This window comes from Candidatus Ruthia magnifica str. Cm (Calyptogena magnifica), from assembly GCF_000015105.1.
Lineage (GTDB): Bacteria > Pseudomonadota > Gammaproteobacteria > PS1 > Pseudothioglobaceae > Ruthia > Ruthia magnifica.
The window spans coordinates 910,447-937,004 of record NC_008610.1 but is presented as its reverse complement, the minus strand read 5'-3'; the positions used below and the strand labels follow the sequence as shown (position 1 = coordinate 937,004).

Below are 26,558 nucleotides of genomic sequence, written 5' to 3'. Positions count from 1 at the left end.
TCGGAAGTATTTTTAGTTGTCACAAGTTGCCTTATTAGCATTAGAAGATGGGAAGGTTTTTCATGGGAAATCTATTGGCGTTAATGGTGAAACTTTAGGTGAAGTGGTGTTTAATACCTCAATGACGGGTTATCAAGAAATCTTAACTGATCCATCGTATGCGCAGCAAATTGTTGCATTGACTTATCCACATATTGGTAATACAGGTACCAATCCAGTTGACGAAGAATCAGATAAGATTCATGTAGCAGGTTTGATTATCCGTGATTTGCCCTTGGCGGTAAGTAATTGGTGTTCAAATATGCCTTTAAGTGAGTATTTAAAATTAAATTATATTGTTGCTATTAGTGATATTGATACACGCGCACTAACGCGTCACTTGCGTAAACAAGGTTCACTTAAAGGCTGTATTGTTACAGGTAGTTATATTGACCAAGATGCAGCTGTTGTCAAGGCTCAATCGTTTGTTGGCCTTAAAAATATGGATTTGGCAAAAGTGGTTTCAATCACTCAGTCGTATGAGTTTAATCAAGGCTCTTATTCGCTAGAAAATTCCAAATTTAATGAGCTAAATACTAAATTTAAAGTCGTGGTTTATGACTTTGGGATAAAGAAAAATATCTTAAGAATGCTGGTAGATAGAGGGTGTGCATTGACTGTTGTTAATGCACAAACATCAGTATCTGAAGTATTAGCAAGCAATCCTGATGGTGTATTTTTATCTAATGGACCAGGTGATCCTGAGCCATGTGATTATGCTATTAAAAACATTCAGATCTTGTTAAAAAAAGATGTGCCGTTGTTTGGTATTTGCTTAGGACATCAATTATTGTCTTTGGCAGTTGGTGCAACAACGCAAAAGATGAAATTTGGCCATCATGGAGCTAACCATCCTGTGCAAAATTTACATACTAAGGAAGTGATGATCACTTCTCAAAACCATGGATTTTCAGTATCAGAGGAAAATATGCCAAACGATTTAGAAGTAACACATCGTTCGTTATTTGATAATTCCATCCAAGGTATTAGTGTTGTTAATAAAAAAGCATTTGGCTTCCAGGGACATCCTGAAGCCTCGCCAGGGCCACACGATATGAGTGGTTTATTTGATATATTTATTAAGGAAATGAGCGAATGAAAAATTTATTAAGGAGCTTTTTGTTATTGATATTCGGTACAATTACCATGGCTGAAGATGTTGATTTATTTGAGGCATCAAATAGAGTAGTTTTTGAGTTTAATCAAGCCTTAGATGAAAATTTCTTTGAGCCTATAGCTAGGACTTATAAAGAATCTATACCCAAAACGATGCAAAATCGAGTTAGTGATTTTTCTTCTAATTTAAACGATATTTACACGTTGGGTAATGAAATTTTGCAGTTTAAATTATTTGACAGTGTAAGTACGTTTGGCAGGATTTTAGTGAATAGCACCATTGGATTGGTTGGTTTGTTTGATGTTGCCAGTGATATTGGGTTAGAAAAAACTAATGAAGATTTTGGTCAAACGATGGCAGTGTGGGGTGTGTCAAGTGGACCTTACGTTGTTTTACCAGTTTTAGGTCCATCAACCATGCGCGATTCAACGGGTACTTATGTTGATATTACTGAAAATATTGATGTAACCAAAGAGTTAAATACCACTGAAGAAGTGGCCTTACTACTCGCCCAAGCCGTTGATACTAGAGTCAAGCTATTACCAGTAACGGTTTTACTGAAAAATTCAGATGATGTTTATATTGCAACACGCTCTTCTTATCTACAAAAAAGACAATTTGATATCTTTGATGGTAATCCGCCTATTGAAAATGATGACTTCTGACCTAATTTAAAACACACACTAATGCCAAAAAGACAAGATCTTAAAAGTATTTTAATTATCGGTTCTGGACCTATTTTGATTGGTCAAGCTTGCGAGTTTGATTATTCTGGTGCGCAAGCCTGTACAGCATTGCGTGAAGAGGGGTATCGTGTTATTTTGATTAATTCCAACCCAGCTACCATCATGACCGACCCGAAAATGGCAGATGCAACTTATATTGAGCCAATTGAGTGGCGTACGATTGAAAAAATTATTGAAAAAGAAAAACCTGATGCTTTGTTGCCGACCATGGGCGGGCAAACTGCACTTAATTGTGCACTTGATTTAGAACGTCATGGTGTGCTTGAGAAACACGGTGTAGAAATGATTGGCGCTAAAAAAGAAGCCATTGATAAAGCGGAGGATCGTGATTTATTTCGTGAGGCGATGTTAAAAATTGGCCTTGATATGCCTAAAGCCGCTGTGGCTCATAATATAGAGCAAGCACATACTGTACAAAAAACGGTAGGTTTTCCAACCATTATTCGTCCCTCGTTTACTATGGGTGGTAGTGGTGGTGGTATTGCTTATAACAAAGAGGAATTTGTTGAAATTTGCGAACGAGGTTTAGACCTTTCACCGACTAATGAACTTTTAATTGAAGAATCTATTCTTGGCTGGAAAGAGTTTGAGATGGAAGTAGTGCGTGATAGCAAAGATAATTGTATTATTGTTTGTTCTATTGAAAATCTTGACCCTATGGGCATTCATACGGGTGATTCAATTACTGTTGCACCTGCACAAACACTAACTGATAAAGAGTACCAAGTGATGCGTGATGCTTCATTGGCAGTGCTTCGTGAAATTGGGGTTGATACAGGTGGTTCAAACGTGCAATTTGCGCTTAATCCAAAAAATGGTCGTTTAACCATTATTGAGATGAATCCACGTGTATCTCGCTCATCAGCATTGGCATCAAAAGCAACAGGCTTTCCTATTGCCAGAGTGGCTGCAAAACTAGCTATAGGTTACACTTTAGACGAACTTGATAATGAAATTACAGGTGGTAAAATACCCGCTTCTTTTGAGCCAAGTATTGATTACGTAGTAACTAAAATTCCAAGATTTGCCTTTGAGAAATTTCCCAAAGCAGATGATCGTTTAACCACGCAAATGAAGTCTGTTGGCGAAGTAATGGCTATTGGTTCAACCTTTCAAGAATCTTTACAAAAAGCATTAAGAGGGCTAGAGACTGACAAGGTTGGATTAGACCCTATTATTGATTTGAACGCTTATGATGCACGCAATAAAATACGTTCTGAGTGTATTTCAGCTCGAGGTGAACGTATTTTTTATTTGGCTGATGCCTTTAGATTGGGCATGAGTGTTGAAGAAGTATTTGATTTGTCTAAAGTTGACCCTTGGTTTTTGACGCAAATACAAGATATTGTTTCAACTGAATTGCAAATTGATGGCATAAATGTTACTGATATTGATGCTGATAAAATGTTTACCTTGAAACGTAAAGGTTTTTCTGATGCACGTTTGGCACAATTATTTTGTTGTAGTGAGTCTTCAGTGCGTGAGCGTCGTCGTGCGCTTAATATTAAACCTGTGTTTAAGAGAGTGGACAGTTGCGCGGCAGAATTTGACACCCAGACTGCTTATTTATATTCAACTTATCAACTCGAATGTGAAGCCAATCCAACTAATAAGAAAAAAATTATGATTTTGGGTGGCGGACCCAATCGTATTGGGCAAGGTATTGAGTTTGATTGTTGTTGTGTGCATGCATCATTAGCGCTACGTGAAGATGGGTTTGAGACGATTATGGTGAATTGCAATCCTGAAACAGTTTCAACTGACTACGATATTTCAGACCGCTTGTATTTTGAGCCATTGACCTTAGAGGATGTTCTGACCATTGTTGATATTGAAAACCCAGATGGTATTATTGTGCATTATGGTGGTCAAACACCACTTAAATTGGCTGATGCATTAGAAAAAAATGGTGCAAATATTATTGGCACAACGCCAGATGCCATTGATTTAGCTGAAGATAGAGAACGTTTTTCTAAAATGTTGCAAGAATTAGAGCTTAAGCAGCCACTAAATGGCACAGCACGTTCATTAGAACAAGCACAAGATATTGCAGATGCAATTGGTTTTCCATTAATAGTTAGACCTTCTTATGTGCTTGGTGGTCGAGCAATGGAAATTGTTTATGATAAAGACAGTCTTGAACATTATATGTATACAGCAGTTCAAGTATCAAATAATTCTCCTGTTTTGTTAGATTCATTTTTAGACCATGCCATTGAAGTTGATATTGATGCAATTTGTGATGGTGAAGATGTGGTGATTGGCGGTATTATGCAACACATTGAGCAAGCAGGTATTCATTCAGGAGATTCTGCTTGTTCACTTCCACCTTATTCGCTAGCCAGTGATGTGTTGGATGAAATGCGTATTCAGGTTATTGCCATGGCTAAAAAATTAAATGTGATTGGTTTAATGAATACCCAGTTAGCCTATCAAGATGGTGAGATTTATATTATTGAAGTTAATCCACGTGCCTCTCGTACAGTGCCTTTTGTTTCTAAAGCAATTGGAGTACCACTGGCACGTATTGCTGCACGTGTGATGTCAGGTGTGTCGCTTAAAGCACAGAATTTTACCAAAGAGATTATTCCTAAACATTTTAGTGTCAAAGAGGCTGTATTCCCATTTAATAAATTTTTAGGTGTAGATCCGGTTTTAGGTCCTGAAATGCGCTCAACAGGAGAAGTAATGGGCATTGGTAAAGATTTTGCCTCAGCTTTTGATAAAGCTCAATTAGCAGCAGGCAGTCGTGTACCAGAAAATGGCAAGGTGTTTGTTAGTTTACGCAAACTTGACCGTAATGAATTGATTGATTTAGGTAAAAAATTATTAGCACAAGGCTTTAGCTTGGTTTCAACGCGTAGTAATAGGGATATGTTAAATGAGGCCGGACTTGAGTGTGAAGTGGTCAATAAAGTATCAGAAGGCTCTCCTCATATTGTTGATATGATTAAAAATGATGACATTGATTTGATCATTAATTCAACTGAAGACACTCAAGGAGTGGAAGATGCTGCAGCAATTCGTTGCCAAGTATTGGTGCATAAAGTACCATTTACTACCACAGTGGCAGCCGCATTTGCTATACTGGATGGTTTGAAAGTTAATAATAAACTTACCATAACCAAACTTCAATCACTACACTTGTAATGGAAAATATACCAATGACTGTTTTTGGTGCAAAAGTACTAGAAGCGGAATTACTTAAACTTAAAAATGTTAGCCGTCCACGTATTATTGAAAATATTGTCACAGCACGCGCTCATGGTGATCTTAAAGAAAATGCTGAATATCACGCCGCTAAAGAAGAGCAAGGCTTTATTGAAGGTCGAATCAAAGAAGTTGAATCAAAGCTTTCTCGTATGCAAGTGATTGATGTTACTAAACTTAATCAAGATGGTCGTTGTGTTTTTGGTACTACTATTACCCTAATGAACATTGAAGATGATAGTGAAACCACGTATAAAATTGTGGGTGAAGATGAAGCTGATATTATACTAGGTAAAATTTCGTGTCATTCACCAATTGCTAGTGCATTAATGGGCAACGAAGAAGGTGATGAAGTAACAGTGAAAGCACCTAAGGGTGATATTGTTTATGAAGTATTAAGTGTTGAGTATATTTAATATTTTTAAATTGTACTATAATGATTACAGATACGAAACTCAGTAATGGAAAAAATATTATGAAAGACATTCAATGAATTCCAATTGTTGTTTTATTGGTTGTTTGGTACAGGATATCGTCTACAATCACTTACTTTAGATGTGTCAAATGTCTTACTATTATTTAATAAAAACCTATTCTACAGCACTTATTTGACACATTTAGTGTTCAAGGTGTTAAAAAATAATTGTAGCAACAGACTATTTAAAGCATAGTGCCCGTAAATATTTAGAACAACATGTTAGTGATATAAAATAGAATATGTTTTTAATGCTGTTTTGTCAAACAACCAATAATATTTATTTTTTATGTCTGACTATAGAAGTCATTCAAGAGGATTTTATATTGTTGAAAAGTGATTTAATATTTGATGTAATAATTATGATGTATCCAAATCGAATTACATTATCAAATATTTTATCATGAATGGCATAACGATATCATTAAATAGTAATAATAAAGTGAATATATTTCACATGTATATTATTATTTCAAATAATCCACATTATAAAGTCGTCAATATTTTTAGTCTATCTTTTGATAGTTGATATAGGATGTTAGATAGATTGGATAATTATATTCTTGCAAAGAATCTTAATTTTTAACAAAAAACTATTTTACAGATTTTGTAATAAAAAAGACTCTAATTGTTATGTTTTATGAAAAAAAATGGTATCATTGAAGATCTAGAAGTGGTAAAAGTATTTTTAGTAATTAGTGAGGTTAAAATGTAGTTAATATTGTTTTAACATTAGGTGATGTTCTTTTGTTTTTACTATATTTGGATGATATATATCGATGTTTATTTCCACTAATTATTTTTAATTTTGTATGTTTTTTATAAGCAAGAGTATTAATGTTGATATCATTTAACCAAACTAATTTAGGAGACGAAATCTTTTTTAATTAGTATTATCAAGACATCTACTCTCTGGGGTAGTGTTTTTTTATGCTGTAATTTAAAACTAGGTATTTTGAATGTGAGTATAAAATTTGTGTTCTAAAAATATTACTATGTTCGAGCATTAATTGTACACTATGTAAGGTTGTTCTTTTTTTAAAATGTATGGCAAAACATAGCGCAGTGTATGTGGCGATAGAAGTTTGTTAATACCTGTTTTATAGCTGATGTAAAATGAATTTTGTCGGCTTATATTGGCGTCACGATTAGCTAGAAAGTAATTATCAGTTTAGCCATTTTTTTAATAAAAATGATTTTGTATTTTTTCGTAATTTACTAAAACAATCCATTGCCACTTCATCCATGGCGCCCTTATCATGAATACGAATATATTCATTAGCTAGATTAATATGATAATAACTCAAATTAATCAACTCCGAGACACATAGTCTACAAGCGTATAAAACTCTAACATGGCTTGGGCGCGTAATAAAAAATAGTATTATAATTAAGTATATTAAGCAGTCTTTCAATCTCATTAATATTTAAAAAATAGATAATTTTTGTGCTTGTTTAGAGTGCTGTAATTTATCAGTCTGATTTTTTTATGACTTTTGTTTTAATTAAGTATTGGTAGAAAATACATAAACAGATGAGTATTCTGGCTTATGTAGCAATACTCATAGATGTTAATTGGCGTGTATCGTTAATGTTAGTGAGTGATTTATTAACCCATTTTGAAAATAAATTGAGATCAAAACGATAATTCGATAGCGTTTGATGAAAGCCAGTAGTTGTCCAAAAATTGGTTAACTAGTATTGCGTTATTTATTGTAAAAAATGTCGGTAAAACTGATATTTTTTACCAAAAGAAATTCGTTCATTTTTTAAGCTGGAGTTTTTCCTTAATTCTAGCCTTCTTACCAGTAAGGCTACGAAGATAATAAAGTTTGGCTTGACGAACTTTACCGTGACGTTTTACTTCAATTGAATCAATCATTTTTGAGTGGGTTTGAAAAACTCTTTCAATACCTTCGCCATGAGAAATCTTTCTAACTGTGAATGCTGAACCAATGCCTCGGTTTTTTTTAGCAATAACAACACCTTCAAACGCTTGTAATCTTTCACGCTCACCTTCACGTACTTTTACTTGTACAACAATAGTATCGCCTGATGAGAATGAAGGTAGGTCTAATTTTAGTTGTTCGCTCTCAATTTGATCAATTAAATTCATTTGAGCGCTCCTAATAAATTTTTATAAAAAAGAAGCGATTATACTGTTATTTTGATCAGTGAACAAGACAAGAGTGTCATATAATTTTATTTAGCTTTTGAGTGGTGCAATTTTATGCAAAATATGGCATAATCTTTCAGATTTATATTTTAGTGTTTGTTTGTCATGGGAAAGATAACTGGCTTTAAAGAATTTGATAGAAAAACCGAGGCTTATCGTCCTGTGGATTTGCGTATTAAAGATTATGGTGAAATTTTTACAGGTTATCATGACAAGGCTCATCTTCAAGAACAAGGTGCAAGGTGTATGGATTGTGGCGTGCCTTTTTGTCAATCAGAAAATGGTTGCCCGGTTGATAATCTAATTCCAGAATTTAATGATTTAATTTATCATAATAAATGGCAAGAAGCACTAGTACGTTTATTAAAAACCAACAATTTTCCAGAATTTACAGGTCGGGTTTGTCCAGCGCCTTGTGAAGGTTCTTGCGTATTGAGTATTAATAATTCTGCAGTTGCGATTAAGAATATTGAGCAAGCCATTATTGATAAAGGTTTTGATGAAGGTTGGGTTAAGCCCTATATAGTTGAGTATAGAACGGGTAAAAAAATTGCTATTATTGGTTCTGGTCCTGCAGGTTTAGCAGCGGCAGATGAGTTAAATAAAATCGGTCATAGCGTTACTATATTTGAGCGTGATGACCATATTGGTGGCCTATTAATGTATGGTATTCCGAATATGAAACTTGGTAAAGATGTAGTTGATCGCCGTGTTAAATTAATGCAAGATTCAGGGGTTGAATTTATAACAAATGTCGATGTTGGCAAGGACATTACCACCATACAATTACAACAAAATTTTGATGCGCTTGTATTAACCACAGGCGCAAGCAAAGCACGCGATTTATTGGTGGATAATCGCCAAGCACAAGGTGTGCATTTAGCGATGGAATACCTAGTTAAAAACACTAAAAGCTTATTAGATACTGGAAGTGTAGACGAATCAGATTTATCTGCCAAAGGTAAAGATGTGATTGTGATTGGTGGTGGCGATACAGGTACAGATTGTATTGGCACGGCGCTACGCCAAGGTGCAAAATCGATTGTGAATTTTGAATTAATGGGCAAACCACCAGTTGAGCGTGCGTCAAACAATCCTTGGCCACTATGGCCATTAATCTATCGCGTGGATTATGGACATGCCGAAGTAACAGAAATATTTGGCAAAGATCCAAGACAATATCATTTAATGACTCAATCGTTTATCAAAGATGATCAAAACTTTGTCATTGGTTTAAAAACGGTTAATGTTGACTTTAAAGACGGGCAATTAATCCAAATTAATGGTAGTGAAAAAATTTGGAATACACAATTGGTTTTATTATCAATGGGCTTTGTATCTCCTGAACATTATTTAAGTGATGATGCTAATATTGAACTTGATGAGCGTGGTAATTATAAGGCCAAATACGGTCAATATATAACGTCACAAAAAAGCATTTTTACCGCTGGAGATTGTCGTCGTGGACAATCGTTAGTTGTATGGGCTATTAATGAGGGTCGTGGTGTTGCTGCTAAAGTTAATGAGTATCTAGCATGAAATACTTACTAGTATTACTTTTAATACTTGCCATTACCCCTATATTAACAGGTATTATTATTGATTTAAAAAATAAAATCAATCTATTCCCTAAGGGATAGTGGTTAGTACCACTAATAAACGCTGGTATTTTTTTTCATTTAAGTATAATTTATTTCGTTCACACATTCTTTTGGAAAAAGCTAAGGGGATTTACTTAAATATACTGGAGAGATAAAATGGCAGAATTATATAACACACCCAACCTTGATGAGTTGGAAAATGGTCCATGGCCTTCGTTTGTTACAGGTCTTAAAAGATTAGCAAGTGACAGTCATGCTGGCGCTGAAATGGCACATGACGTATTGGGTACGCTAGAAACTTCATATGTAACTAAAAAAGGCTACTGGAAAGGTGGCACAGTTGGTGTTATTGGTTATGGTGGCGGCATTATTCCACGTTTTAACGAATTAAAAAACGAAGATGGTACTTATAAGTTCCCTGCAGCAGGCGAGTTTCACACTTTACGCGTTCAACCACCAGCAGGCATGCACTACACATCAACTTTATTAAGAGATATGTGTGATATGTTTGTAGATAACGGTGGTTCTGGTTTGATTGCATTTCATGGCCAATCAGGTGACATTATGTTACAAGGTGCAACTGAAGCAACAACACAGACTATTTTTAATACATTTAATGATTATGGTTTTGACTTGGGCGGTGCTGGTCCTGCAGTGCGTACAGGCATGTCTTGTGTCGGTGCTTCACGTTGTGAAATGTCAAATGTTAATGAGCAAGCAGTTTTGCGTACCTTGGTTAATGCATTTTTAGATGACATGCATCGTCCAGCATTACCATACAAAATGAAATTCAAAGTATCAGGTTGTGCAAATGATTGTATGAATACAGTTCAACGTGCTGACTTTGCAGTTATTGGTACTTGGAGAGATGATATTAAAATTAATCAAGATCTCTGGAAAGCGATGGTTGCAGATAAAGGTCGTAGTTATGTTATTGATAACATTACTTCTCGTTGTCCTACTAGTGCTATGACACTTAATGAAGATAATTCAATTACAATTGATAACAAGAACTGCGTTAAATGCATGCATTGTTTAAATGTTACCAGTCCTTTAACTCATAAATATATTGTTAAAGGTGATGTAGAGCCTATCTTAGCAACAGGTGATGATAAAGGCGTAATGATTATTATGGGTGGTAAGCGTACACTTAAGATTGGTGACTTGTTTGGTTCAGTTATTGTGCCATTTATGAAAATGGATACAGCAGATGATTTTAAAGCGATTGAAGATTTAGCAGGTGAAGTGATTGATTTCTTTGCTGAAAACGCACTAGAGCATGAAAGAACTGGTGAAATGATTGAACGTATTGGCGTGGTTAACTTCCTTGAAGGTATTGGTCTTAATGTAGACCCTAATATGGTTAATTCTACACGTACTTCATCTTATGTTCGTATGGACACATGGGACGAAGAGGCTGTTAAGTGGTTTGAAAATAAAGCAGAGGCAAGTGCATAAGCACATCGTTTAAATAACAATTTTTTAGGTGAACGTAAATTTCACCTAACTTTATATACTAGGAGAAATAAAATGGCTGAAGCACCAAGAATGCCTATCGAATCAGGCTGCCCTGATCCTATTCAATATATGCATCCGACGATGCGTCGTAATTACGGGCAGTGGGCTTACCATGATCGTCCTCGTCCAGGTGTATTGCACCACACTTCAAAAAATAATGAAGAAATTTGGACAGTTCGCTGCGGTACTGCACGTCAAATGGACGTTTATTCTATTAGAAAATTAGCTGATATTGCCGATGAATTTGCAGATGGCTTTGTTCGTTTTACCATGCGCTCTAATGTTGAATATATGGTGGCTGATGTCACAAAAGTTGAAGCGCTAATTGCTGCATTGACTGAAGCAGGCTTCCCTGTAGGTGGCACAGGCCCATCGGTAACTATGATTTCACACACCCAAGGTTGGTTGCATTGTGATATCCCAGGTACAGACGCCTCAGGTATTGTAAAGTCACTCATGGATGAGTTGCATGAGGAATTTACTAGAGAAGAAATGCCTAATCGTGTACACATGACCACTTCTTGTTGTCAAATTAACTGTGGTGGCCAAGGCGATATCGCACTTAATATCCAACATACTAAACCACCTAAAATCAATCATGATTTAGTGGCTAATGTGTGTGAACGTCCAACTGTTGTTGCGCGTTGTCCAGTTGCAGCGATTCGTCCTGCGATGGTTAATGGTAAGCCAACATTGGAAGTTGATGAGAAGAAATGTATCTGTTGTGGTGCATGTTTTCCGCCATGTCCACCAATGCAAATCAATGATCCTGAGCATTCTAAGATTGCGTTGTGGATTGGTGGTAAGAACTCAAATGCGAGGTCTAAGCCTTCGTTTCATAAATTAGTGGCTTCTAATTTGCCTAACAACCCTCCAAGATGGCCAGAAGTTGGTGCTGTGGTTAAGAATATCTTATCTGTTTATAAAAAAGATGCGCGCGATTGGGAAAGAATGGGCGAATGGGTTGATCGTATTGGTTGGCCAGCATTTTTTGAAAAAACAGGCTTACCGTTCACTAAATTTCATATCAATGATTGGAAAGGCGCGCGTCATGAGTTGAATTCTTCTGCACATATTCGTTTCTAAATATCGATTATTATGAAGATTTCTATTCAAATTAACGAAGGACCGTATCAGCATCAAGCGTCTGATACGGCGTACCAATTTGCCAAAGCAGCGATTGAAAAAGGCCATGAAATTTTTCGTGTATTTTTCTATCATGATGGCGTGAATAATGCATCACGTTTTACATTGCCACCACAAGATGATCGTAATGTTGTTAACCAGTGGGCAGAGTTGGATATTAAGAACACTGATGGCGAGCCTGAACTTGTTGTGTGTATAGCAGCAGCACTTCGTCGCGGTATGTTAGATGAATCTGAGGCGAGCAAGAATGGTATTGATGGTAATAACATTCATCCAGCGTTTCGTATTTCTGGCTTAGGTCAGTTGATTGAAGCGGGCATTCGTTCAGATCGTTTAGTGATATTTGGAGATTAAGATGGCAACTAAGAAATTTATGTATTTAAATCGCCGTTCTTCATTTGGCACAGTGTATGCAATTGAATCACTAGAAGTGGTATTAATTGCTGCAGCATTCGAACAAGATGTCTCTTTGGCTTTTATTGATGATGGTGTATACCAAATTGCTGAAGGACAAAATGCCAATGGTATTGGCATGAAGAATTTTTCCAAAACTTTTCATGCATTGGGTGATTATGATATTAATAAGCTTTATGTGTCAGCAGAGTCTTTAGAAGAAAGGGGGCTAAGTTTAAATGATTTAATGCCTTTAGTGTATGAAGATGATGATTGGGTAAAAAAACCAAGCATTAAAGTGGTTTCTAATGTTGAACTTTCAAAAATTATGTCTGAACAAGATGTATGTCTTAGTTTCTAAGGAGGGTTGAATATGTTGCATACTGTTAATAAATCATCTTTCGAGCGAAATTCACTCAAATCTTGCCTTAATACAATTGATGATATAAGTGTTATTTTATTAATTGAAGATGGTGTTATTTCTGCTGCGAAAAATATCAACTCATTAATGATTGCTGATCTTGCCGCTCAAGGTAGAATTTATGCACTTCAAGGTGATGTTGAAGCAAGAGGAATTTCTTCAAAACTTGCTGATAATATCAAATTAGTTGATTATGCAGGTTTTGTTGATTTAGTTGTTGAACATGGAACTGTGGTTTCTTGGGTTTAACTTAAATTTTTATATAGGAGTAAAAAATGGCTGATATTTTAGGTGCAGAAGTAGATGAAGAAGGTTTTTTGGTAGATTTGGGCGATTGGACTAAAGAAATTGCTGAGAAAATGGCAAAAGATGACGATGTTAATTTAAGTGACGAGCATTGGGATGTGATTAATTTCTTACGTGATTATTTTGAAGAATACCAAATTGCACCTGCAGTACGTGTACTAACCAAAGCAATCGCTAAAAGAATGGGCAAAGACAAAGGCAACTCTAAGTATTTGTATTCTTTATTCCCATATGGTCCTGGTAAACAAGGTTGTCGTTTCGCTGGATTGCCAAAACCAACTGGCTGTATTTAAGTCAATACAAATAATAAAACACCTGCTTTAATAGGTGTTTTTTAATATTTTAATCATTGAATTTGAGAATAAAATGTCCATAATAAGCATTATTTTTATCGCTTTATTTTATATTTCATTAATTGTATTCCTTGTTGGAATGGCGAGAAAAATTTATCAATTTTGGATAACGCCAGCTCCCCTTAAAATTCCAACAGCACCAACTCCGTTAACACAAATAGGTGTGATTATGCTTATGATACGTGAAGTAGTTTTATTTGAAAGTTTATTTAAATCAAACAAATGGATTTGGTTGTTTGGCTGGTTGTTTCATATCGGCCTGTTATTGGTTTTAATTCGCCATATACGTTATTTTTGGATAGGTGACTTGCCTGGTATATTTTTATTAACCCAACCATTTAAATATGCTGCTTTTACTATGGTGATTGGTCTTGTTGGACTTATGTTGCGTCGTATTTTTGTTGAGCGTATTCGTTATATTTCAGCACCGAGTGATTATTTAATGTTGATTATGTTACTTATTATTGGCATAAGTGGTGCTGTGATGACATTTACCAGCAATCATACAGATATTATTATGGTGAAGGAATTTGCCTCAGGTTTAGTGAATTTTAATTGGGCAAACCTACCAATAGAAGTGCATTTTTTAGTACATATTTTCTTGGTATTTGTATTGATGGCAATTTTTCCGATTTCTAAATTATTACACGTGCCAGGTATTTTCTTTAGCCCTACACTAAATCAAGTGGATAATGCTCGCTCAAAACGTCATATTTCATCTTGGGCACTTAAGCAAGAGCAAGAGCATGCAACACAATTAGAACAAACTTTAGGTAAAGACGAATAATATGAAAAAAGAATTTGACATCCCGGTATTACCCACTTATCTTGAAATTCCTGAATTAAAAGAAGATATTATGGATGGCGAAGGACCGTTCAAATCCACGCAAGAATTTCAAAATTCATTAGGTTTTCCTGGTGAAAAGGTAGACAATTGGCAGCAAGTTGCTATTGATAAAATGAGTGAACTTAAATCTAAATATCGCTCCGTACAAGTATTTTTAGATTCGTGTGTTAAATGTGGTGCTTGTACCGATAAGTGTCATTATTTTTTAGGCTCTTCAGATCCAAAAAATATGCCAGTTGCACGTCAAGATTTATTTAGAAGTGTTTATCGTCGTCATTTCACTTTTGCAGGTAAATACTTTCCTAAATTGGTAGGCGCTAAAGAATTAGACGATGATATGTTAGATGATTGGTATAACTATTTTCATCAGTGTTCACAATGTCGTCGTTGTTCAGTATTTTGTCCATACGGTATTGATACAGCTGAAATTTCAATGGCAGCTCGTGAAGTGTTAGATACGGTTGGCATAGGTCAAAAATATTGTAATCAAATTTTAGGCAAGGCTTTAACAATTGGCAATAACTTGGGTTTACCTGAGCCAGCTTTGCGTGATACATTGCTTGACCTTGAAGAAGAAATTGAAGAAGAGACAGGTGGGATTGCCGTTAAATACCCCTTAGACCAAAAAAAGGCAGAAATTTTATTAATCACCCCATCGGCAGACTTTTTTGCTGAACCTCATATTGATGGGTTAATCGGTTATGGTAAAGTATTTCATCAAGATGGTGTTAGTTGGACGTTAAGTTCATATGCTTCTGAAGGTGCAAACTTTGGTATGTTTATTGGTTCTTATGATGTAATGCGTAAGGCTGCTTTGCGTATTCGTAAGGCAGCACTTGATTTAGAAGTGTCACGGGTTATGGTGGGTGAGTGTGGACATGCTTGGCGTGTTGCTTATAGTTTTTGGAATACTCTATCAGGCGTAGGTGCAGGTGCTGCCGATGAATTTGGTCAAAAATTACAAAACCAATTAGATCCTCGTTATCCACAACCACAACATATTATTGAATATACCCATGACTTAATTCAAAGAGGTAAATTAACCTTTAATAAGTCTGCTAATGATGATCGAACGGTTACTTTTCATGATTCATGCAATGTTGCCCGTGCAACTAATATGGGTGGTATTTCAGGTGGTCAATTTATTTTGCCACGTGATGTTATTAAAGCTGTGTGTAATAATTATGTTGATATGGAACGTAGCACAATTAAAGAGGCTACTTTTTGTTGCGGTGGTGGTGGTGGTTTATTAACAGACGATTTAATGGAAATTCGTGTGAAAGGTGCAATGCCAAGAATGCAAGCACTGAAAGCAGTTGAAAAAAATAATGGTGTTAATACACTGGCTGCTATTTGTGCCATTTGTAAGTCGCAATTTTCTAAAGTACTACCTAAATTTGATTTTGACCCGTACATGATTGTGAGTGTTCACCAGTTAGTGAGTGAAGCAATTATTATGGATAAGCCACAAACAGAAGCCCAAAAGGACCAACCATAAACTGATACTGATGATGCCACGTTGGTAGAAACAGCAGAAACTTAAACGAAAATAAGGAGATTTGATATGCAAAAGAACCCATATGGCGTACCAACTAAGGGCTATAATCACACATTCAGATTATATACCGATGATGGTGATGAACTAAAAACAGTGCCGTGGAGTCAAAAAATTTTTAAAGAAGACACCTCTCATAAGTGCCCTACTTATGTCACTCAAACGCCACCTTGTCAAGGTTCGTGTCCTTCAGGACATAATATTCGTGGCTGGTTAGATATTGTTCGCGGCATGGAGAAGCCTTTTGGTGACTTATCTTGGCAAGAGTACGCATTTCAACGCGCTACAGATTCAAATCCATTTCCATCAGTGATGGGTCGTGTTTGTCCAGCACCTTGTGAAGATGGTTGTAATCGTAATGAAGTCGAAGATACGGTCGGTATTAATGCGGTTGAGCAGTTTATTGGCGATAATGCAAAAGTTGAAGGTTATACGTTTAAAATTGATGTTAAAGATACAGGCAAAAAAGTTGCTATTATTGGTGGAGGTTGTGGCGGTTTGGCAGCAGCACTTAAATTACGTCGTCAAGGCCACAGTGTAACTGTATTTGAAAAATATGATCAATTAGGCGGCATGATGATGTACGGTATTCCTGATTATCGTGTACCACGTGATGTATTGTCTTATGAGATTGATCGTATTATCAATACAGGCGTTGAAACTAGAATGAACACGAAAGTTGGTGTTGACGTTACTATTGACGAATTAGAAAAAGAATTTGATGCTGTTTTGTTTGCAATAGGCGCTATGAGCGGTCGTACATTGCCTATTCCAGGTGGTGAAGCAATAAATTGTGTCTCTGGTGTTGCTTTTCTTGAAGCGTACAATCAAGGTCGTTTGAAACACATTACAGGCAAGGTGATTTGTATTGGTGGTGGCGATACTTCAATTGATGTTGTGTCAGTTGCACGCCGCTTGGGTAATATTAATAATGCTGCTGAAAAAGACCGTCCTGAACATATTATCTTTAGTGATACAGCGCATGATGTGGTCGATACTTCTAAGCGCTTAGGTGCAGACGTATTGTTAACAACACGTTCTACCGTTGAAAATATGCCAGCAGCGCAAGAAGAAATTGATGATGCAACTCGTGAGGGTGTTGAAATTCAAGGACAGTTACAACCTGTTGAAGTAGTTATAGAGAAAGATGGTCGTGCAACTGCACTACGTATGATTCGTTTAGAAAAAGATGGAAATACGCCAATTGAAGGCTCTGAATTTGATACTGAGTGCGAGTTGATTGTTTCTGCCATTGGTCAAGGTGTTGATTCTGAAGGTATGGACACTTCCTTTTTTAATGAACATGGATTTATTGATGCAGATAAGAACTATCAAGTACCTAATAAACCAGGTTTCTTTGTTTGTGGTGATGTGGTTCGTCCACACTTATTAACAACTGCTATTGGTCAAGCATCAATTGTTGCTGAAAGTATTGGTGATTATCTCGTGGGCGCTGATCAGCATACTCGCCCTAAGATTGATGTTAGTTATTTTGATTTAATGAATAAGTTAAAAGAATGGGACCTTTCTCCTGAATCTTATGAGTTAGATTCTAATGTTGCAGTCTCAACAGATACTGCTGATTTTGCGGTGCATAATTATGAAGATCGGGCTTTTGCCTCCATTATTCCACATACGGAATTATTTTTGGGTCATTTTGATTATGAACAACGCAATCAACGCAATCATAAATTGGTAAATGTTGACAACGTACTAGGTAATTTTGATGAACGTTTAATTGGTTACACTGAAGAGGAAGTACAAAAAGAAGCAGCTCGTTGTATGTCTTGTGGTTTGTGTTTTGAATGTGATAACTGTGTGATGTATTGCCCTCAAGATGCGGTCTTTAAGGTTAAGAAAGACAAGGCAACTCTGGGTAGATATGTTGATACTGATTACAATAAGTGTATTGGTTGTCATATTTGTGCTGACGTTTGTCCGACTGGTTATATTCAAATGGGCCTTGGTGAATAATTCGATTTAATCTAAGTGTAATAAAAATTATGAATCATTTGCTGGTTGTTTTTTTAAGTTTGTTGATAGGTAATGTGTTTGCGCATACTAACGAACATGATAATCTTGGTGAGCAAGCCAATTCTATTAAGGCATCTGGCAAAGTATTTCATGAAAGTATTTCGATTATTCGAAAAATGCATCCTGAATTTTTACGTCATAAGCGTGATAAAACCTTGCGCCAAGGTGTACGAACGAATGAATATTCTTTAAAAGGTTGTGTGTCGTGCCATGCTAATAAAAATAAGACAATCAATCAGTACTATTCAGTTAATAAGAAGGATCAATTTTGTTCAGATTGTCATGAACAAGTCGGTGTTAGTCTTGATTGCTTTAGTTGTCACCGCACGAAACCAAAGGAAGGTTCATTATGAGTAAAATATTAAATCGTCGCGATTTTATTAAAACCACGAGCACAACAACAATTGGTGTTGCTATAGTTACTAGTGGTATTACCTTGACAGCGTTTGCCAGTACTAATAAAACACCGGTGACCAATGAAAAACGCTGGGGTATGTTGATTGATACTAATAAGTTAAGTGAAGTTGATATTGATGGCATGGTTAGCGCTTGTCAAAAGGAGCAAGGATGGGGCTCTGAGGTACACTCAACAGACAATCAAAAACCAGACTGGATTAAAAAACTAAAGGTTAAAGATAAAGCCACTGGTAAAGTTAGTAATCTTGCATTGATGTGCCAACATTGCAAAGAGCCACCTTGTGTTGATGTTTGTCCAACAAATGCCTCTATGAAGCGTGAAGATGGGATTGTATTGGTAGATAAGCATTTATGTATTGGTTGTCGTTATTGTATGATGGCTTGTCCATATGACGCTCGCTCGTTTGTACATGAGACACTAAACAATCAAAAAGAACACATGCCTCGTGGTAAAGGCACTGTTGAATCTTGTACAATGTGTGTACACAAGGTTGACAAAGGTGAGATGCCTGCTTGTGTTGAAAGTGTAAACAGTGATGCTGTTATTTTTGGTGATTTATATGACGTGTCAAGTAAAATTAATCAAACCTTGAAAACAGTTCAATCTACACAAATTAGAGCAGATCTTAATTTAAATACTGGCGTGCGCTATAGTGGTATTTAAATAATAAATTTAATTTGGAAATTTTATGAGCAATATTCGTTTTGAACAAATTGAAGGAAAAAGTTTAGGATTCTATATACTAGTTGCAGGACTGTTGATTTTAATTTTAACTGCATTAGGTAGTGCATATTATATGGAGCATCATGGTCATTTTGTGACTGGTATGAACAATCGTATTGTATGGGGCATGCCACATGTGTTTGCCTTGTTTTTGATAGTAGCGGCGAGTGGTGCGCTAAACGTGGCTTCAATTTCTTCTGTGTTTAATAAAAAATTATATAAACCCTTATCACGCTTATCTGGCTTAGTTGCGTTATCGTTATTAGCTGGTGGTTTAATGATATTAGTGCTTGATTTAGGTCGTCCAGATCGTTTGATTATTGCCATGACTGAATATAATTTTAAATCAATTTTTGCTTGGAACATTATTTTATATAATGGTTTTTTTGTTGTGGTTGCTGTTTATTTGTGGTTACTGTTTGAACGCCGCATGAATAAATTTAGCCGAAAAGCTGGCTTGATCGCTTTTGGTTGGCGCTTAATTTTAACCACAGGCACAGGCTCTATTTTTGGATTTTTAGTTGCTAAACAGGCTTACGACGCTGTTATTATGGCGCCTATGTTTATCATTATGTCTTTTGCTTTTGGTTTAGCATTTTTCATACTTATTTTAATAGTAAGTTACCAGTGGACTAACAGGCTTTTAGGGGATGCTGTGGTTAATCGTTTGAGTAACCTTTTGGGTGTGTTTGTCGCAGCGGTAATGTATTTTGTGACTATATATCATTTGGGTAGTTTGTACTTAGCAGAAAATATGGGTATTGAAAGTTTTATTCTTTTTGATGGCAGTATTTATACAAAATTATTTTGGTATGGGCAAATTATTTTAGGCGGCCTAATTCCAATAGTATTGATTTATCATCCGACCACTAAGGGTAATCGCTCAATGTTAGGCTTGGCTTCTGTGTTAATTATTATTGGTGGACTTATTCAGTTGTATGTTATTATCATCGGTGGTCAAGAATATCCTATGGAATTATTTCCAGGTAAAGAAATTTTAGAAGGTTATGGTGGTATTGCTCAATATTCAGCTTCGTTACCAGAAATTTTTCTTAGTATTGGTGGCATTGCTTTGGCAATCATTGTAGTGACATTCTTAGTTAAATTTTTAGCATTCTTGCCAGAGAGTTTGGCTGATGATGTGGCTGATCCGCACTATAAAAGCTAATTTGATTATAATAGGGTAGATAATGCCTTCATCATTTTACTTATCTGCTGCTCATAAATCCTCAGGTAAAACTATTATTAGTTTGGGATTGTGCGCTGCATTTAAACAACAATCTTTAAAGGTTCAAACCTTTAAAAAAGGACCTGATTATATTGACCCTATTTGGCTTACTCAAGCCAGTGGCGTTCCTTGCTATAATTTAGATTTTTACAACATGACTGATGATGAAATCATCCAATTGTATAACAATCAAAGTGTCAATAGTGATCTTACTATTATTGAAGGCAATAAGGGCTTGTTTGATGGTATGAGTGTTACTGGTGGTGATGCCAATGCCGATCTTGTTAAATTGTTAAATATTCCTGTGGTATTAGTGATTGACAGCACAGGTATTACCCGTGGTGTGGCACCATTACTTAGTGGCTATCAGGCGTTTGATAAAAATTTAGATATTGTTGGTGTTATCCTTAATAAAGTAGCCAGTGAGCGCCATGAGTCAAAATTAATTCAAGCTATTGAGTATTATACTGATATTCCTTTGTTAGGCTGCGTGCGTCGTTCTAAATCACTAGTGATTGATGAGCGTCATCTGGGTTTAATACCTGTCAATGAAACATTACAATTGCAAACTTTTATCAACAAAGTTGCTAGTATTATTATAGATCAAGTTGACCTTAACGTATTAATGAATTTAAATTGTATTAAATTTAATAAGCAAATTATTAATACTAATACAATTAAGAAAAAAATCACGGTTGCTATTGCTAAAGATAGAGCGTTTAGTTTTTATTATCAAGATGATTTGGATAAATTTGAGTCGTTAGGTGTTAACATAAAATATTTTGACACACTTAAAAATCATAATTTGCCAGTATGTGATGGGTTATTTATCGGCGGCGGTTTTCCAGAAATGCAACTTAAAGCGTTAAATGCCAATCAACTCTTACTAGAAAATATTAAAACCAAAATAGAGCAAGGCTTGCCAACATATGTTGAATGTGGTGGCTTGATGTATTTAACTAACAGTATTACCTATAATAAACAAACCCATCCAATGGTAGGTGTGATTGATGCAAATACGTATATGACACCCAAACCTGTTGGTAGGGGTTATGTTGAGTTGACACCAACCGATGAGCATTGTTGGTCTAACGTGTCTAAGCGTATTTATGCTCACGAGTTTCATTACTCAAAGCTTAAAAATATTAACGTCAATACACGTTATGCTTTTAAGGTTTTGCGCGGTGTGGGTATAGATAATAAGTTTGATGGCATTATTAAGCACAATCTTTTGGCTTCGTATACACACTTACGTAATGTAACTGGTAATGCGTGGGTTGTACAATTTGTTAACTTTATAAGAAAGATTAAAAAAAAAATCATGATTATAATTACAAAAAAAGCAGCGAATGAAATTATTTTATCAGCCTATAATCTAGAAACACAGGGACTATTAATTCGTTTTGCTGTTGATAAAACTGATGAAGGCTTCCAATACCTAATGGGCTTTGATGCTCGCAATGACAATGATATTCATCTTAAATCTAATGATATTGAGTATATTTTTGTTTATGAGCAGAAAACACTGCTTGAAGGCATGGTGGTGGATTTTGACAAAATAGATAAAGATAGCGATTATCATTTTATATTTATGAACCCAAATGATCCAAACTACGAGCCGCCAAAAGAAGGACATGCACCTGATAAATCAAATAAAAAATAGCTCATTCAGGTTTTATTTGTAATAATCTAGGATGTCTTGATAAGTTGTACTGGCAATCTTATCCTATTGTTTTGAATTGTTAAGTCGTTCGGCTTCAGGGTTAGAAATAAACGCAGTTTCAACTAATACAGAAAGAATAAAAGGTGTTTTTAAGATAACAAAATCTACCTTTTGCGATATTTTTTATACAAATAAACTAAAACCCTCACTTATTCGTTTGAGAATTTTAAATCCTAGTTTTTAACTTTGAATGTCTAGATCTTTTCTAAAAAATTCCATAAAATTTTATTCAAATTGATCTTCTTTAATTAACGCCTCATTAACCACAAATTGATCAGCTATATTTTTCAATTTTTCTAAATCTCTAGCAAATTTGGTTGAGCCGTCACGTTCTGACAAAGTATAAACTGAAGCACTTCTAGTTTTTGTACATTTGACTGAATCAAATCATTATGAATTGAAATAAATAACGAAGCATAGTTGGTTTAGTCAAACTAACATAATAATCCATCGTCTAATAAAGATGGTTTTCATGCCTCGGTTCGATTGATTTTTGAGTAATTTTCAGGGTTAGTATACTTTTCTTTTAAATACCGATAACCCAGCGTATCTGAGTTTTCATGACCATGACTTGTTATATTTTTAACCTTACTTGGTTGGTTCCCTGATTATTGAGCTTTAGGGTGTAATTTTTTAGCAGTTTCGAACGTAAATATTAACGTATTTTTCCAATGTACTGATCTTGATAAAAGAGCTTTTATAAGTTCGATTAAGTGATTTTTAATTTTTAAAACAACTTATTTTTTTGTCCATTAATTGAAAATTTAATATTTGGCTTAATATTAATGACAATTCTAGCTCGCTTAGGCGATGTTCAAAAATGAAAGTTAAATAACGTGGTTTTATTGTTTGCATAAACATTACTAATAAAGAGAATAAGACGAATAAATGTATTTTTCAATACAAACAAATCCTCTTTGTTTATTGAATTAAAAGAAATTGTATTTGAGATTTCTTATAAATTGATGCATGTGAGTAGCTGACTTCCAACTTGTGTATATGCAATAATTTCCAGTTCACGCTTATCAAAATCATTAGTGATTTTAATTACCATATCTGCTGGAGCAATCATACCTTTGCCTAAATTTGCCCATTCAATCAGTTGAATGTGATTAGGCGCTAAATATTCTCGAATACCAATATATTCTAATTCTTGTGCATCGCTTAATCGATAACAGTCAAAGTGATGAATATTGACTTTGTCATTAATATAACTTTCTACCAGAGAATAGGTGGGGCTTTTAACTCGATCAAACCCATAAAATTGAATAAATCCTCTAGCTAGAGTAGTTTTTCCAATTCCTAAATCACCTTCTAAATAAATAACTATGCAATTATTAATTAATTGAGCACATTGAGCCAATTGATGCGCAAAATCATAAGTCTCAAATTCACTGTGAAGGGTTAATTTCAAAATAATTGCCATATATAAAGACCAAACATACCAATAAGAACAAACCCTTTAAAACGATTAATAATGTGTTTTTTGTTAAATTTATAAGAGACAATAAACAGTAGAATAGTCAACAATAACATGACTGGGTAGTCTCTGCTAATAACCTCTACTGGTACATCTGATGGGTGGATCAATCCTGGTATAGCCAATACCGCAATGGTATTAAATAAATTAGAACCGATGACATTGCCTATCACCATTGCATATTGTTTTTTTAAAACACTTGTGATTGATACTGCCAGTTCTGGTAGACCGGTACCTAGTGCCACTACACTAAGCCCAATAATTAAATCTGAAACACCAAATACTTTAGCCACTTCTATACTGCCCCAAACCACAAGTTTTGCGCTAGAGATCAAACTCACCAAATTCACAATCAACATTATCCAAGTTTTTTTAACCTGAGTTTTGCTTACATTGTGTTCGAATTCGTCAAATTCGTGATACATTTTATTTTTTGCTTGCTTTATAGTATAAGCAAAAAATAAAACCAATAAAGACAATAAAATCATACCATCTGTAAAATCAAGACGATAATCCCACAACAATAGCCCCAAACAAAGTGTGACAACCATTAAAAATAGCCATTCTTTTTTAAAAACATCCCCTTGTACTTCAATTGGGCTAATAATTGCACTAATACCTAATACTAGGCTAATATTGAAAATATTAGAACCAATAGCATTGCCAATACTAAGTCCTGTATTACCTTCTATAGCAGCAAGTGCTGACACTAGCATTTCAGGCGTACTAGTGCCAAACCCAAAGATAATTAATCCAATAATGAGTGGCGATATCTTGAAAATATTAGCAATTTTTGTCCCATTCTCAGTGAATTTATCTGCACTCCAAATTAAAAGTACAAATCCTGATAATAAAGCAATAATTGGTAGTAGAATATTCGACATAATTAATAAAGAAATCTTTGTATAAAATTTTCACTTATTATAAAGACATATAAATCCAAATGAACAAAACAGAATTCTTAATTGGCCGTAGTGGCTTAGATTTACTTGATGATTTTTACCCTGATGATTTGCCTAATGAATGGCGTTTTGACTATTACTCAATCTTATTCAAAGCTTTGGCTTTAAAAATTGATACTGAAGAAGATCTAGAGCAAATATTTACAGAATTAGAAGACTTTGATGAAGTGTTTGAATTGGTTATATCCATTGAACAGGCGCAGTTATTAGATGTAACTCAACTTACATCAAAACTTAAACTGATTTATCAATATCGGTCTCAGTTTAATTTATTTTGTGAACTTGATGAGCAGCCAAGTGATGAAGTAATGACGATATTAAGTGATTATCAATTATGCCTCCAGTCTAATAAAAAACTAAAACTTGATTTAAATACCAAATTAATTACAAACAAATATTTACATTTTAATCAATTGCCCATTCGTTACACTTCTAACGTTTTGGATGAAAAGCAAATTCGGAATTTTTTGCAAGATATATTGCTTATTAACACTAAAACTGTACTTATTTGCAAACATGCAGAAAGTGAAACGTTGAATAAAATACGAATTATTGCTGAAATATTAGGATTCTAATTAGTGAATGTATTATTAACTAGACCACTTTTACAAGTAGAAGAGTTACAATCTATGGTGACTAAAAGTGGCAATAAACCACTTTTGTTTCCAACATTAAAGCTTAACTCTATTGATGCTAAGGTAGAAAATAATTATTATGATGTGATTATTTTTATTAGTGTCAATGCTGTTGAATATGGCTTAAAAATTCTTAAAACAATTAGTTATCATAAGATTTTTGCAGTGGGTAGTGCTACTGCTAGAAAATTAAGCGAGAATGATATAGAGATTGATGATTTTCCTAGAAAAAAAGCTTCCAGTGAAGCGCTCTTAGCACTTGATAGCGTAGCTCAATTGTATCATAAAACAATTCTAATTTTTAGAGGTCAAAGTGGTAGAGAAGTCTTAAAACAAGGACTAATTAAACAAAATAATCAAGTTGAATACGTTGAAGTGTATGAACGTGTGAATCATAATATTAACTCTTTACATCGTCAATCACTTGATGAATTGTTATCAAGAAATGAAGGCGTTATTAGCATTACTAGTATAGATAGTATGAAATTACTAGTGAAAATATCCAGTCAGATTCTTGATGTTGATAGGCTTAAAAACTATTTATTAGTTGTTTTAAGTGATAGAATAAAAACTTATGTCAATTCAATTGGATTTAACAAAGTGCTAGTCACGCCGAATACTAGTAATAATGGCATTATTTCAGTATTAACAAATCTTAATACACTTGACAAACCAGTAAAATACAGTTAATTTATCAATCACTTTGATGATTTTTTTTGGAGAGTAATGTGATTAAATTAAGCGTTTCACAAGCAGCACGAAAGCTTGGGGTGAGTCGCGCCCAAATTCAAGTACAAATTAATTCTGGCAAACTGCAAACTCATGAAGGTTACGTAACAACGGATAGTATTAGGTTGGCCTATCCTAAAATAAACTTGCATTTAGAACAAGATAAACATATACAAAAAATGCAACAAATTAAAGCGAATGCTATGTTTAAAACTTGTGCAGCCGATACTGTTAAACAAGAAAATGAACAAATGTTAATCAGCATTATCACTTCGCTTAAATCTAAACTTTACAAAGAAGAGCTAAAGAATGAACACTATGTTATGGTATTTGAAGAATTAGATAGTCGTTTATATGTGCTTGAGAAGTGTTGCCACGCACAAGACAAAGAGCCTTTACATAAACTTCAGTATTGGATTAGAAATCAATCTAGTTTAAATTAGGTTGATGATTTAAAGTAAATTTTATGATAAAACACATCGGAGGTTTTTAGATATAATTTTTTAATTATAAAACGTTATTAATTATTTGTACTTTATTTTTTATGTTGTAATTTTCGGAACTTTTTAACACCGAGGATAAGCCATTAAAAATTGAAACTATTAAAAAATAAAAGTCCAATTAAAACTCAATATGAATTAGCGTTCTGTTCAGTAAATACTAAAGTTAAAAAGAATTTAACTCATTATTATTTATCTAAGTGTTAATAGAAAATTGTTATGT

25 protein-coding genes are annotated in these 26,558 nt (G+C 34.6%); 21 read left to right on the top strand and 4 right to left on the bottom strand.

The features are described 5' to 3' along the window. The first annotated feature begins 16 nt into the window (after positions 1–16). From carA to greA, 4 genes are read left to right on the top strand one after another with little or no spacing between them, the layout of a single operon-like run. Complete coding sequence (carA, locus tag RMAG_RS04355; protein ID WP_011738217.1) at positions 17–1,138, top strand: glutamine-hydrolyzing carbamoyl-phosphate synthase small subunit; 1,122 nt, start codon at positions 17–19, stop codon at positions 1,136–1,138. Then, on the top strand, positions 1,135–1,821 hold the full coding sequence (locus RMAG_RS04350) for an MlaA family lipoprotein (RefSeq protein ID WP_011738216.1): 687 nt from the start codon (positions 1,135–1,137) through the stop codon (positions 1,819–1,821). The genes carA and RMAG_RS04350 overlap by 4 nt, the downstream gene beginning before the upstream one ends. Positions 1,822–1,842: 21 nt before the next feature. Next, complete coding sequence (carB, locus tag RMAG_RS04345; protein ID WP_011738215.1) at positions 1,843–5,052, top strand: carbamoyl-phosphate synthase large subunit; 3,210 nt, start codon at positions 1,843–1,845, stop codon at positions 5,050–5,052. Beyond that, a complete protein-coding gene (greA, locus tag RMAG_RS04340; RefSeq protein ID WP_011738214.1) occupies positions 5,052–5,528 on the top strand; it encodes a transcription elongation factor GreA in 477 nt (158 codons plus the stop codon). The genes carB and greA overlap by 1 nt, the downstream gene beginning before the upstream one ends. A gap of 1,225 nt (positions 5,529–6,753) precedes the next feature. On the opposite strand, the gene RMAG_RS05880 is transcribed toward greA, so the two are convergent. Both RMAG_RS05880 and rplS read right to left on the bottom strand, forming a co-directional pair. Beyond that, entirely contained in the window at positions 6,754–6,903 is a 150-nt protein-coding gene (locus tag RMAG_RS05880) for a hypothetical protein (protein ID WP_157834488.1), read from the bottom strand. Between the two features lie 446 nt (positions 6,904–7,349). Further along, positions 7,350–7,703, bottom strand: a complete 354-nt coding sequence (gene rplS, locus RMAG_RS04335; RefSeq protein WP_011738213.1) for a 50S ribosomal protein L19 — start codon at positions 7,701–7,703, stop codon at positions 7,350–7,352. A 165-nt stretch (positions 7,704–7,868) separates the two neighbouring features. Between rplS and RMAG_RS04330 the strand changes: the two genes are divergently transcribed. The 14 genes from RMAG_RS04330 (at position 7,869) to RMAG_RS04265 (ending at position 21,969) form a co-directional block, all read left to right on the top strand. Further along, positions 7,869–9,302, top strand: a complete 1,434-nt coding sequence (locus RMAG_RS04330; protein ID WP_011738212.1) for a glutamate synthase subunit beta — start codon at positions 7,869–7,871, stop codon at positions 9,300–9,302. Between the two features lie 218 nt (positions 9,303–9,520). Then, positions 9,521–10,822, top strand: coding sequence for a dissimilatory-type sulfite reductase subunit alpha (gene dsrA, locus RMAG_RS04325; RefSeq protein WP_011738211.1), 1,302 nt, complete (start codon positions 9,521–9,523; stop codon positions 10,820–10,822). A 72-nt stretch (positions 10,823–10,894) separates the two neighbouring features. After that, the gene (dsrB, locus tag RMAG_RS04320; protein ID WP_011738210.1) at positions 10,895–11,968 is read left to right on the top strand and encodes a dissimilatory-type sulfite reductase subunit beta; all 1,074 of its coding nucleotides are present in this window, start codon (positions 10,895–10,897) and stop codon (positions 11,966–11,968) included. A 12-nt stretch (positions 11,969–11,980) separates the two neighbouring features. Further along, positions 11,981–12,382, top strand: coding sequence for a sulfurtransferase complex subunit TusD (tusD, locus tag RMAG_RS04315; protein WP_011738209.1), 402 nt, complete (start codon positions 11,981–11,983; stop codon positions 12,380–12,382). 1 nt (position 12,383) lies between these two features. Next, positions 12,384–12,782 (top strand): sulfurtransferase complex subunit TusC, encoded by a 399-nt coding sequence (gene tusC, locus RMAG_RS04310; RefSeq protein ID WP_011738208.1) that lies wholly within the window; start codon positions 12,384–12,386, stop codon positions 12,780–12,782. A gap of 12 nt (positions 12,783–12,794) precedes the next feature. Continuing rightward, a complete protein-coding gene (gene tusB / locus RMAG_RS04305) occupies positions 12,795–13,091 on the top strand; it encodes a sulfurtransferase complex subunit TusB (RefSeq protein ID WP_011738207.1) in 297 nt (98 codons plus the stop codon). 26 nt (positions 13,092–13,117) lie between these two features. Continuing rightward, the gene (locus tag RMAG_RS04300; protein WP_011738206.1) at positions 13,118–13,441 is read left to right on the top strand and encodes a TusE/DsrC/DsvC family sulfur relay protein; all 324 of its coding nucleotides are present in this window, start codon (positions 13,118–13,120) and stop codon (positions 13,439–13,441) included. A 73-nt stretch (positions 13,442–13,514) separates the two neighbouring features. Further along, positions 13,515–14,288, top strand: coding sequence for a respiratory nitrate reductase subunit gamma (locus RMAG_RS04295; protein ID WP_011738205.1), 774 nt, complete (start codon positions 13,515–13,517; stop codon positions 14,286–14,288). 1 nt (position 14,289) lies between these two features. Further along, the gene (dsrK, locus tag RMAG_RS04290) at positions 14,290–15,846 is read left to right on the top strand and encodes a sulfate reduction electron transfer complex DsrMKJOP subunit DsrK (protein ID WP_011738204.1); all 1,557 of its coding nucleotides are present in this window, start codon (positions 14,290–14,292) and stop codon (positions 15,844–15,846) included. A 66-nt stretch (positions 15,847–15,912) separates the two neighbouring features. Beyond that, the gene (locus RMAG_RS04285; RefSeq protein WP_011738203.1) at positions 15,913–17,877 is read left to right on the top strand and encodes an NAD(P)-binding protein; all 1,965 of its coding nucleotides are present in this window, start codon (positions 15,913–15,915) and stop codon (positions 17,875–17,877) included. Between the two features lie 29 nt (positions 17,878–17,906). Continuing rightward, positions 17,907–18,290 (top strand): hypothetical protein, encoded by a 384-nt coding sequence (locus RMAG_RS04280; RefSeq protein ID WP_011738202.1) that lies wholly within the window; start codon positions 17,907–17,909, stop codon positions 18,288–18,290. Then, on the top strand, positions 18,287–19,018 hold the full coding sequence (gene dsrO / locus RMAG_RS04275) for a sulfate reduction electron transfer complex DsrMKJOP subunit DsrO (RefSeq protein WP_011738201.1): 732 nt from the start codon (positions 18,287–18,289) through the stop codon (positions 19,016–19,018). Before RMAG_RS04280 ends, dsrO begins: the two co-directional genes overlap by 4 nt. Before the next feature lie 25 nt (positions 19,019–19,043). Further along, positions 19,044–20,246 carry an NrfD/PsrC family molybdoenzyme membrane anchor subunit gene (nrfD, locus tag RMAG_RS04270; protein WP_011738200.1) on the top strand — a complete coding sequence of 401 codons (1,203 nt, stop codon included), beginning with the start codon at positions 19,044–19,046 and terminating at the stop codon, positions 20,244–20,246. A gap of 22 nt (positions 20,247–20,268) precedes the next feature. Then, complete coding sequence (locus RMAG_RS04265; protein ID WP_011738199.1) at positions 20,269–21,969, top strand: cobyrinic acid a,c-diamide synthase CobB; 1,701 nt, start codon at positions 20,269–20,271, stop codon at positions 21,967–21,969. Between the two features lie 1,015 nt (positions 21,970–22,984). Here RMAG_RS04265 and tsaE read toward each other — a convergent pair. Both tsaE and RMAG_RS04255 read right to left on the bottom strand, forming a co-directional pair. Next, positions 22,985–23,455, bottom strand: a complete 471-nt coding sequence (gene tsaE, locus RMAG_RS04260; protein ID WP_011738198.1) for a tRNA (adenosine(37)-N6)-threonylcarbamoyltransferase complex ATPase subunit type 1 TsaE — start codon at positions 23,453–23,455, stop codon at positions 22,985–22,987. After that, positions 23,440–24,393 (bottom strand): calcium/sodium antiporter, encoded by a 954-nt coding sequence (locus RMAG_RS04255; protein WP_011738197.1) that lies wholly within the window; start codon positions 24,391–24,393, stop codon positions 23,440–23,442. The genes tsaE and RMAG_RS04255 overlap by 16 nt, the downstream gene beginning before the upstream one ends. Before the next feature lie 59 nt (positions 24,394–24,452). Here RMAG_RS04255 and RMAG_RS04250 point away from each other — a divergent pair, with 59 nt between their 5' ends. Genes RMAG_RS04250 through RMAG_RS04240 form a run of 3 tightly spaced genes read left to right on the top strand, consistent with a single transcriptional unit; the run spans position 24,453 to position 26,278 of the window. Continuing rightward, complete coding sequence (locus RMAG_RS04250) at positions 24,453–25,046, top strand: hypothetical protein (protein WP_011738196.1); 594 nt, start codon at positions 24,453–24,455, stop codon at positions 25,044–25,046. Between the two features lie 3 nt (positions 25,047–25,049). Further along, complete coding sequence (locus tag RMAG_RS04245) at positions 25,050–25,796, top strand: uroporphyrinogen-III synthase (RefSeq protein WP_011738195.1); 747 nt, start codon at positions 25,050–25,052, stop codon at positions 25,794–25,796. Between the two features lie 38 nt (positions 25,797–25,834). Then, positions 25,835–26,278: a hypothetical protein gene (locus RMAG_RS04240; RefSeq protein ID WP_011738194.1), complete on the top strand. Its 444-nt coding sequence runs from the start codon at positions 25,835–25,837 to the stop codon at positions 26,276–26,278. The last annotated feature ends 280 nt before the right edge of the window (positions 26,279–26,558 follow it).

Bases quoted from the DNA above. Each gene is read 5' to 3' on its own strand.
- RMAG_RS04350 (WP_011738216.1), top strand. From the start codon at position 1,135: ATGAAAAATTTATTAAGGAGCTTTTTGTTATTGATATTCGGTACAATT.
- carB (WP_011738215.1), top strand. From the start codon at position 1,843: ATGCCAAAAAGACAAGATCTTAAAAGTATTTTAATTATCGGTTCTGGA.
- greA (WP_011738214.1), top strand. From the start codon at position 5,052: ATGGAAAATATACCAATGACTGTTTTTGGTGCAAAAGTACTAGAAGCG.
- rplS (WP_011738213.1), bottom strand. From the start codon at position 7,703: ATGAATTTAATTGATCAAATTGAGAGCGAACAACTAAAATTAGACCTA.
- RMAG_RS04330 (WP_011738212.1), top strand. From the start codon at position 7,869: ATGGGAAAGATAACTGGCTTTAAAGAATTTGATAGAAAAACCGAGGCT.
- dsrA (WP_011738211.1), top strand. From the start codon at position 9,521: ATGGCAGAATTATATAACACACCCAACCTTGATGAGTTGGAAAATGGT.
- dsrB (WP_011738210.1), top strand. From the start codon at position 10,895: ATGGCTGAAGCACCAAGAATGCCTATCGAATCAGGCTGCCCTGATCCT.
- tusD (WP_011738209.1), top strand. From the start codon at position 11,981: ATGAAGATTTCTATTCAAATTAACGAAGGACCGTATCAGCATCAAGCG.
- tusC (WP_011738208.1), top strand. From the start codon at position 12,384: ATGGCAACTAAGAAATTTATGTATTTAAATCGCCGTTCTTCATTTGGC.
- tusB (WP_011738207.1), top strand. From the start codon at position 12,795: ATGTTGCATACTGTTAATAAATCATCTTTCGAGCGAAATTCACTCAAA.
- RMAG_RS04300 (WP_011738206.1), top strand. From the start codon at position 13,118: ATGGCTGATATTTTAGGTGCAGAAGTAGATGAAGAAGGTTTTTTGGTA.
- RMAG_RS04295 (WP_011738205.1), top strand. From the start codon at position 13,515: ATGTCCATAATAAGCATTATTTTTATCGCTTTATTTTATATTTCATTA.
- dsrK (WP_011738204.1), top strand. From the start codon at position 14,290: ATGAAAAAAGAATTTGACATCCCGGTATTACCCACTTATCTTGAAATT.
- RMAG_RS04285 (WP_011738203.1), top strand. From the start codon at position 15,913: ATGCAAAAGAACCCATATGGCGTACCAACTAAGGGCTATAATCACACA.
- RMAG_RS04280 (WP_011738202.1), top strand. From the start codon at position 17,907: ATGAATCATTTGCTGGTTGTTTTTTTAAGTTTGTTGATAGGTAATGTG.
- dsrO (WP_011738201.1), top strand. From the start codon at position 18,287: ATGAGTAAAATATTAAATCGTCGCGATTTTATTAAAACCACGAGCACA.
- nrfD (WP_011738200.1), top strand. From the start codon at position 19,044: ATGAGCAATATTCGTTTTGAACAAATTGAAGGAAAAAGTTTAGGATTC.
- RMAG_RS04265 (WP_011738199.1), top strand. From the start codon at position 20,269: ATGCCTTCATCATTTTACTTATCTGCTGCTCATAAATCCTCAGGTAAA.
- tsaE (WP_011738198.1), bottom strand. From the start codon at position 23,455: ATGGCAATTATTTTGAAATTAACCCTTCACAGTGAATTTGAGACTTAT.
- RMAG_RS04255 (WP_011738197.1), bottom strand. From the start codon at position 24,393: ATGTCGAATATTCTACTACCAATTATTGCTTTATTATCAGGATTTGTA.
- RMAG_RS04250 (WP_011738196.1), top strand. From the start codon at position 24,453: ATGAACAAAACAGAATTCTTAATTGGCCGTAGTGGCTTAGATTTACTT.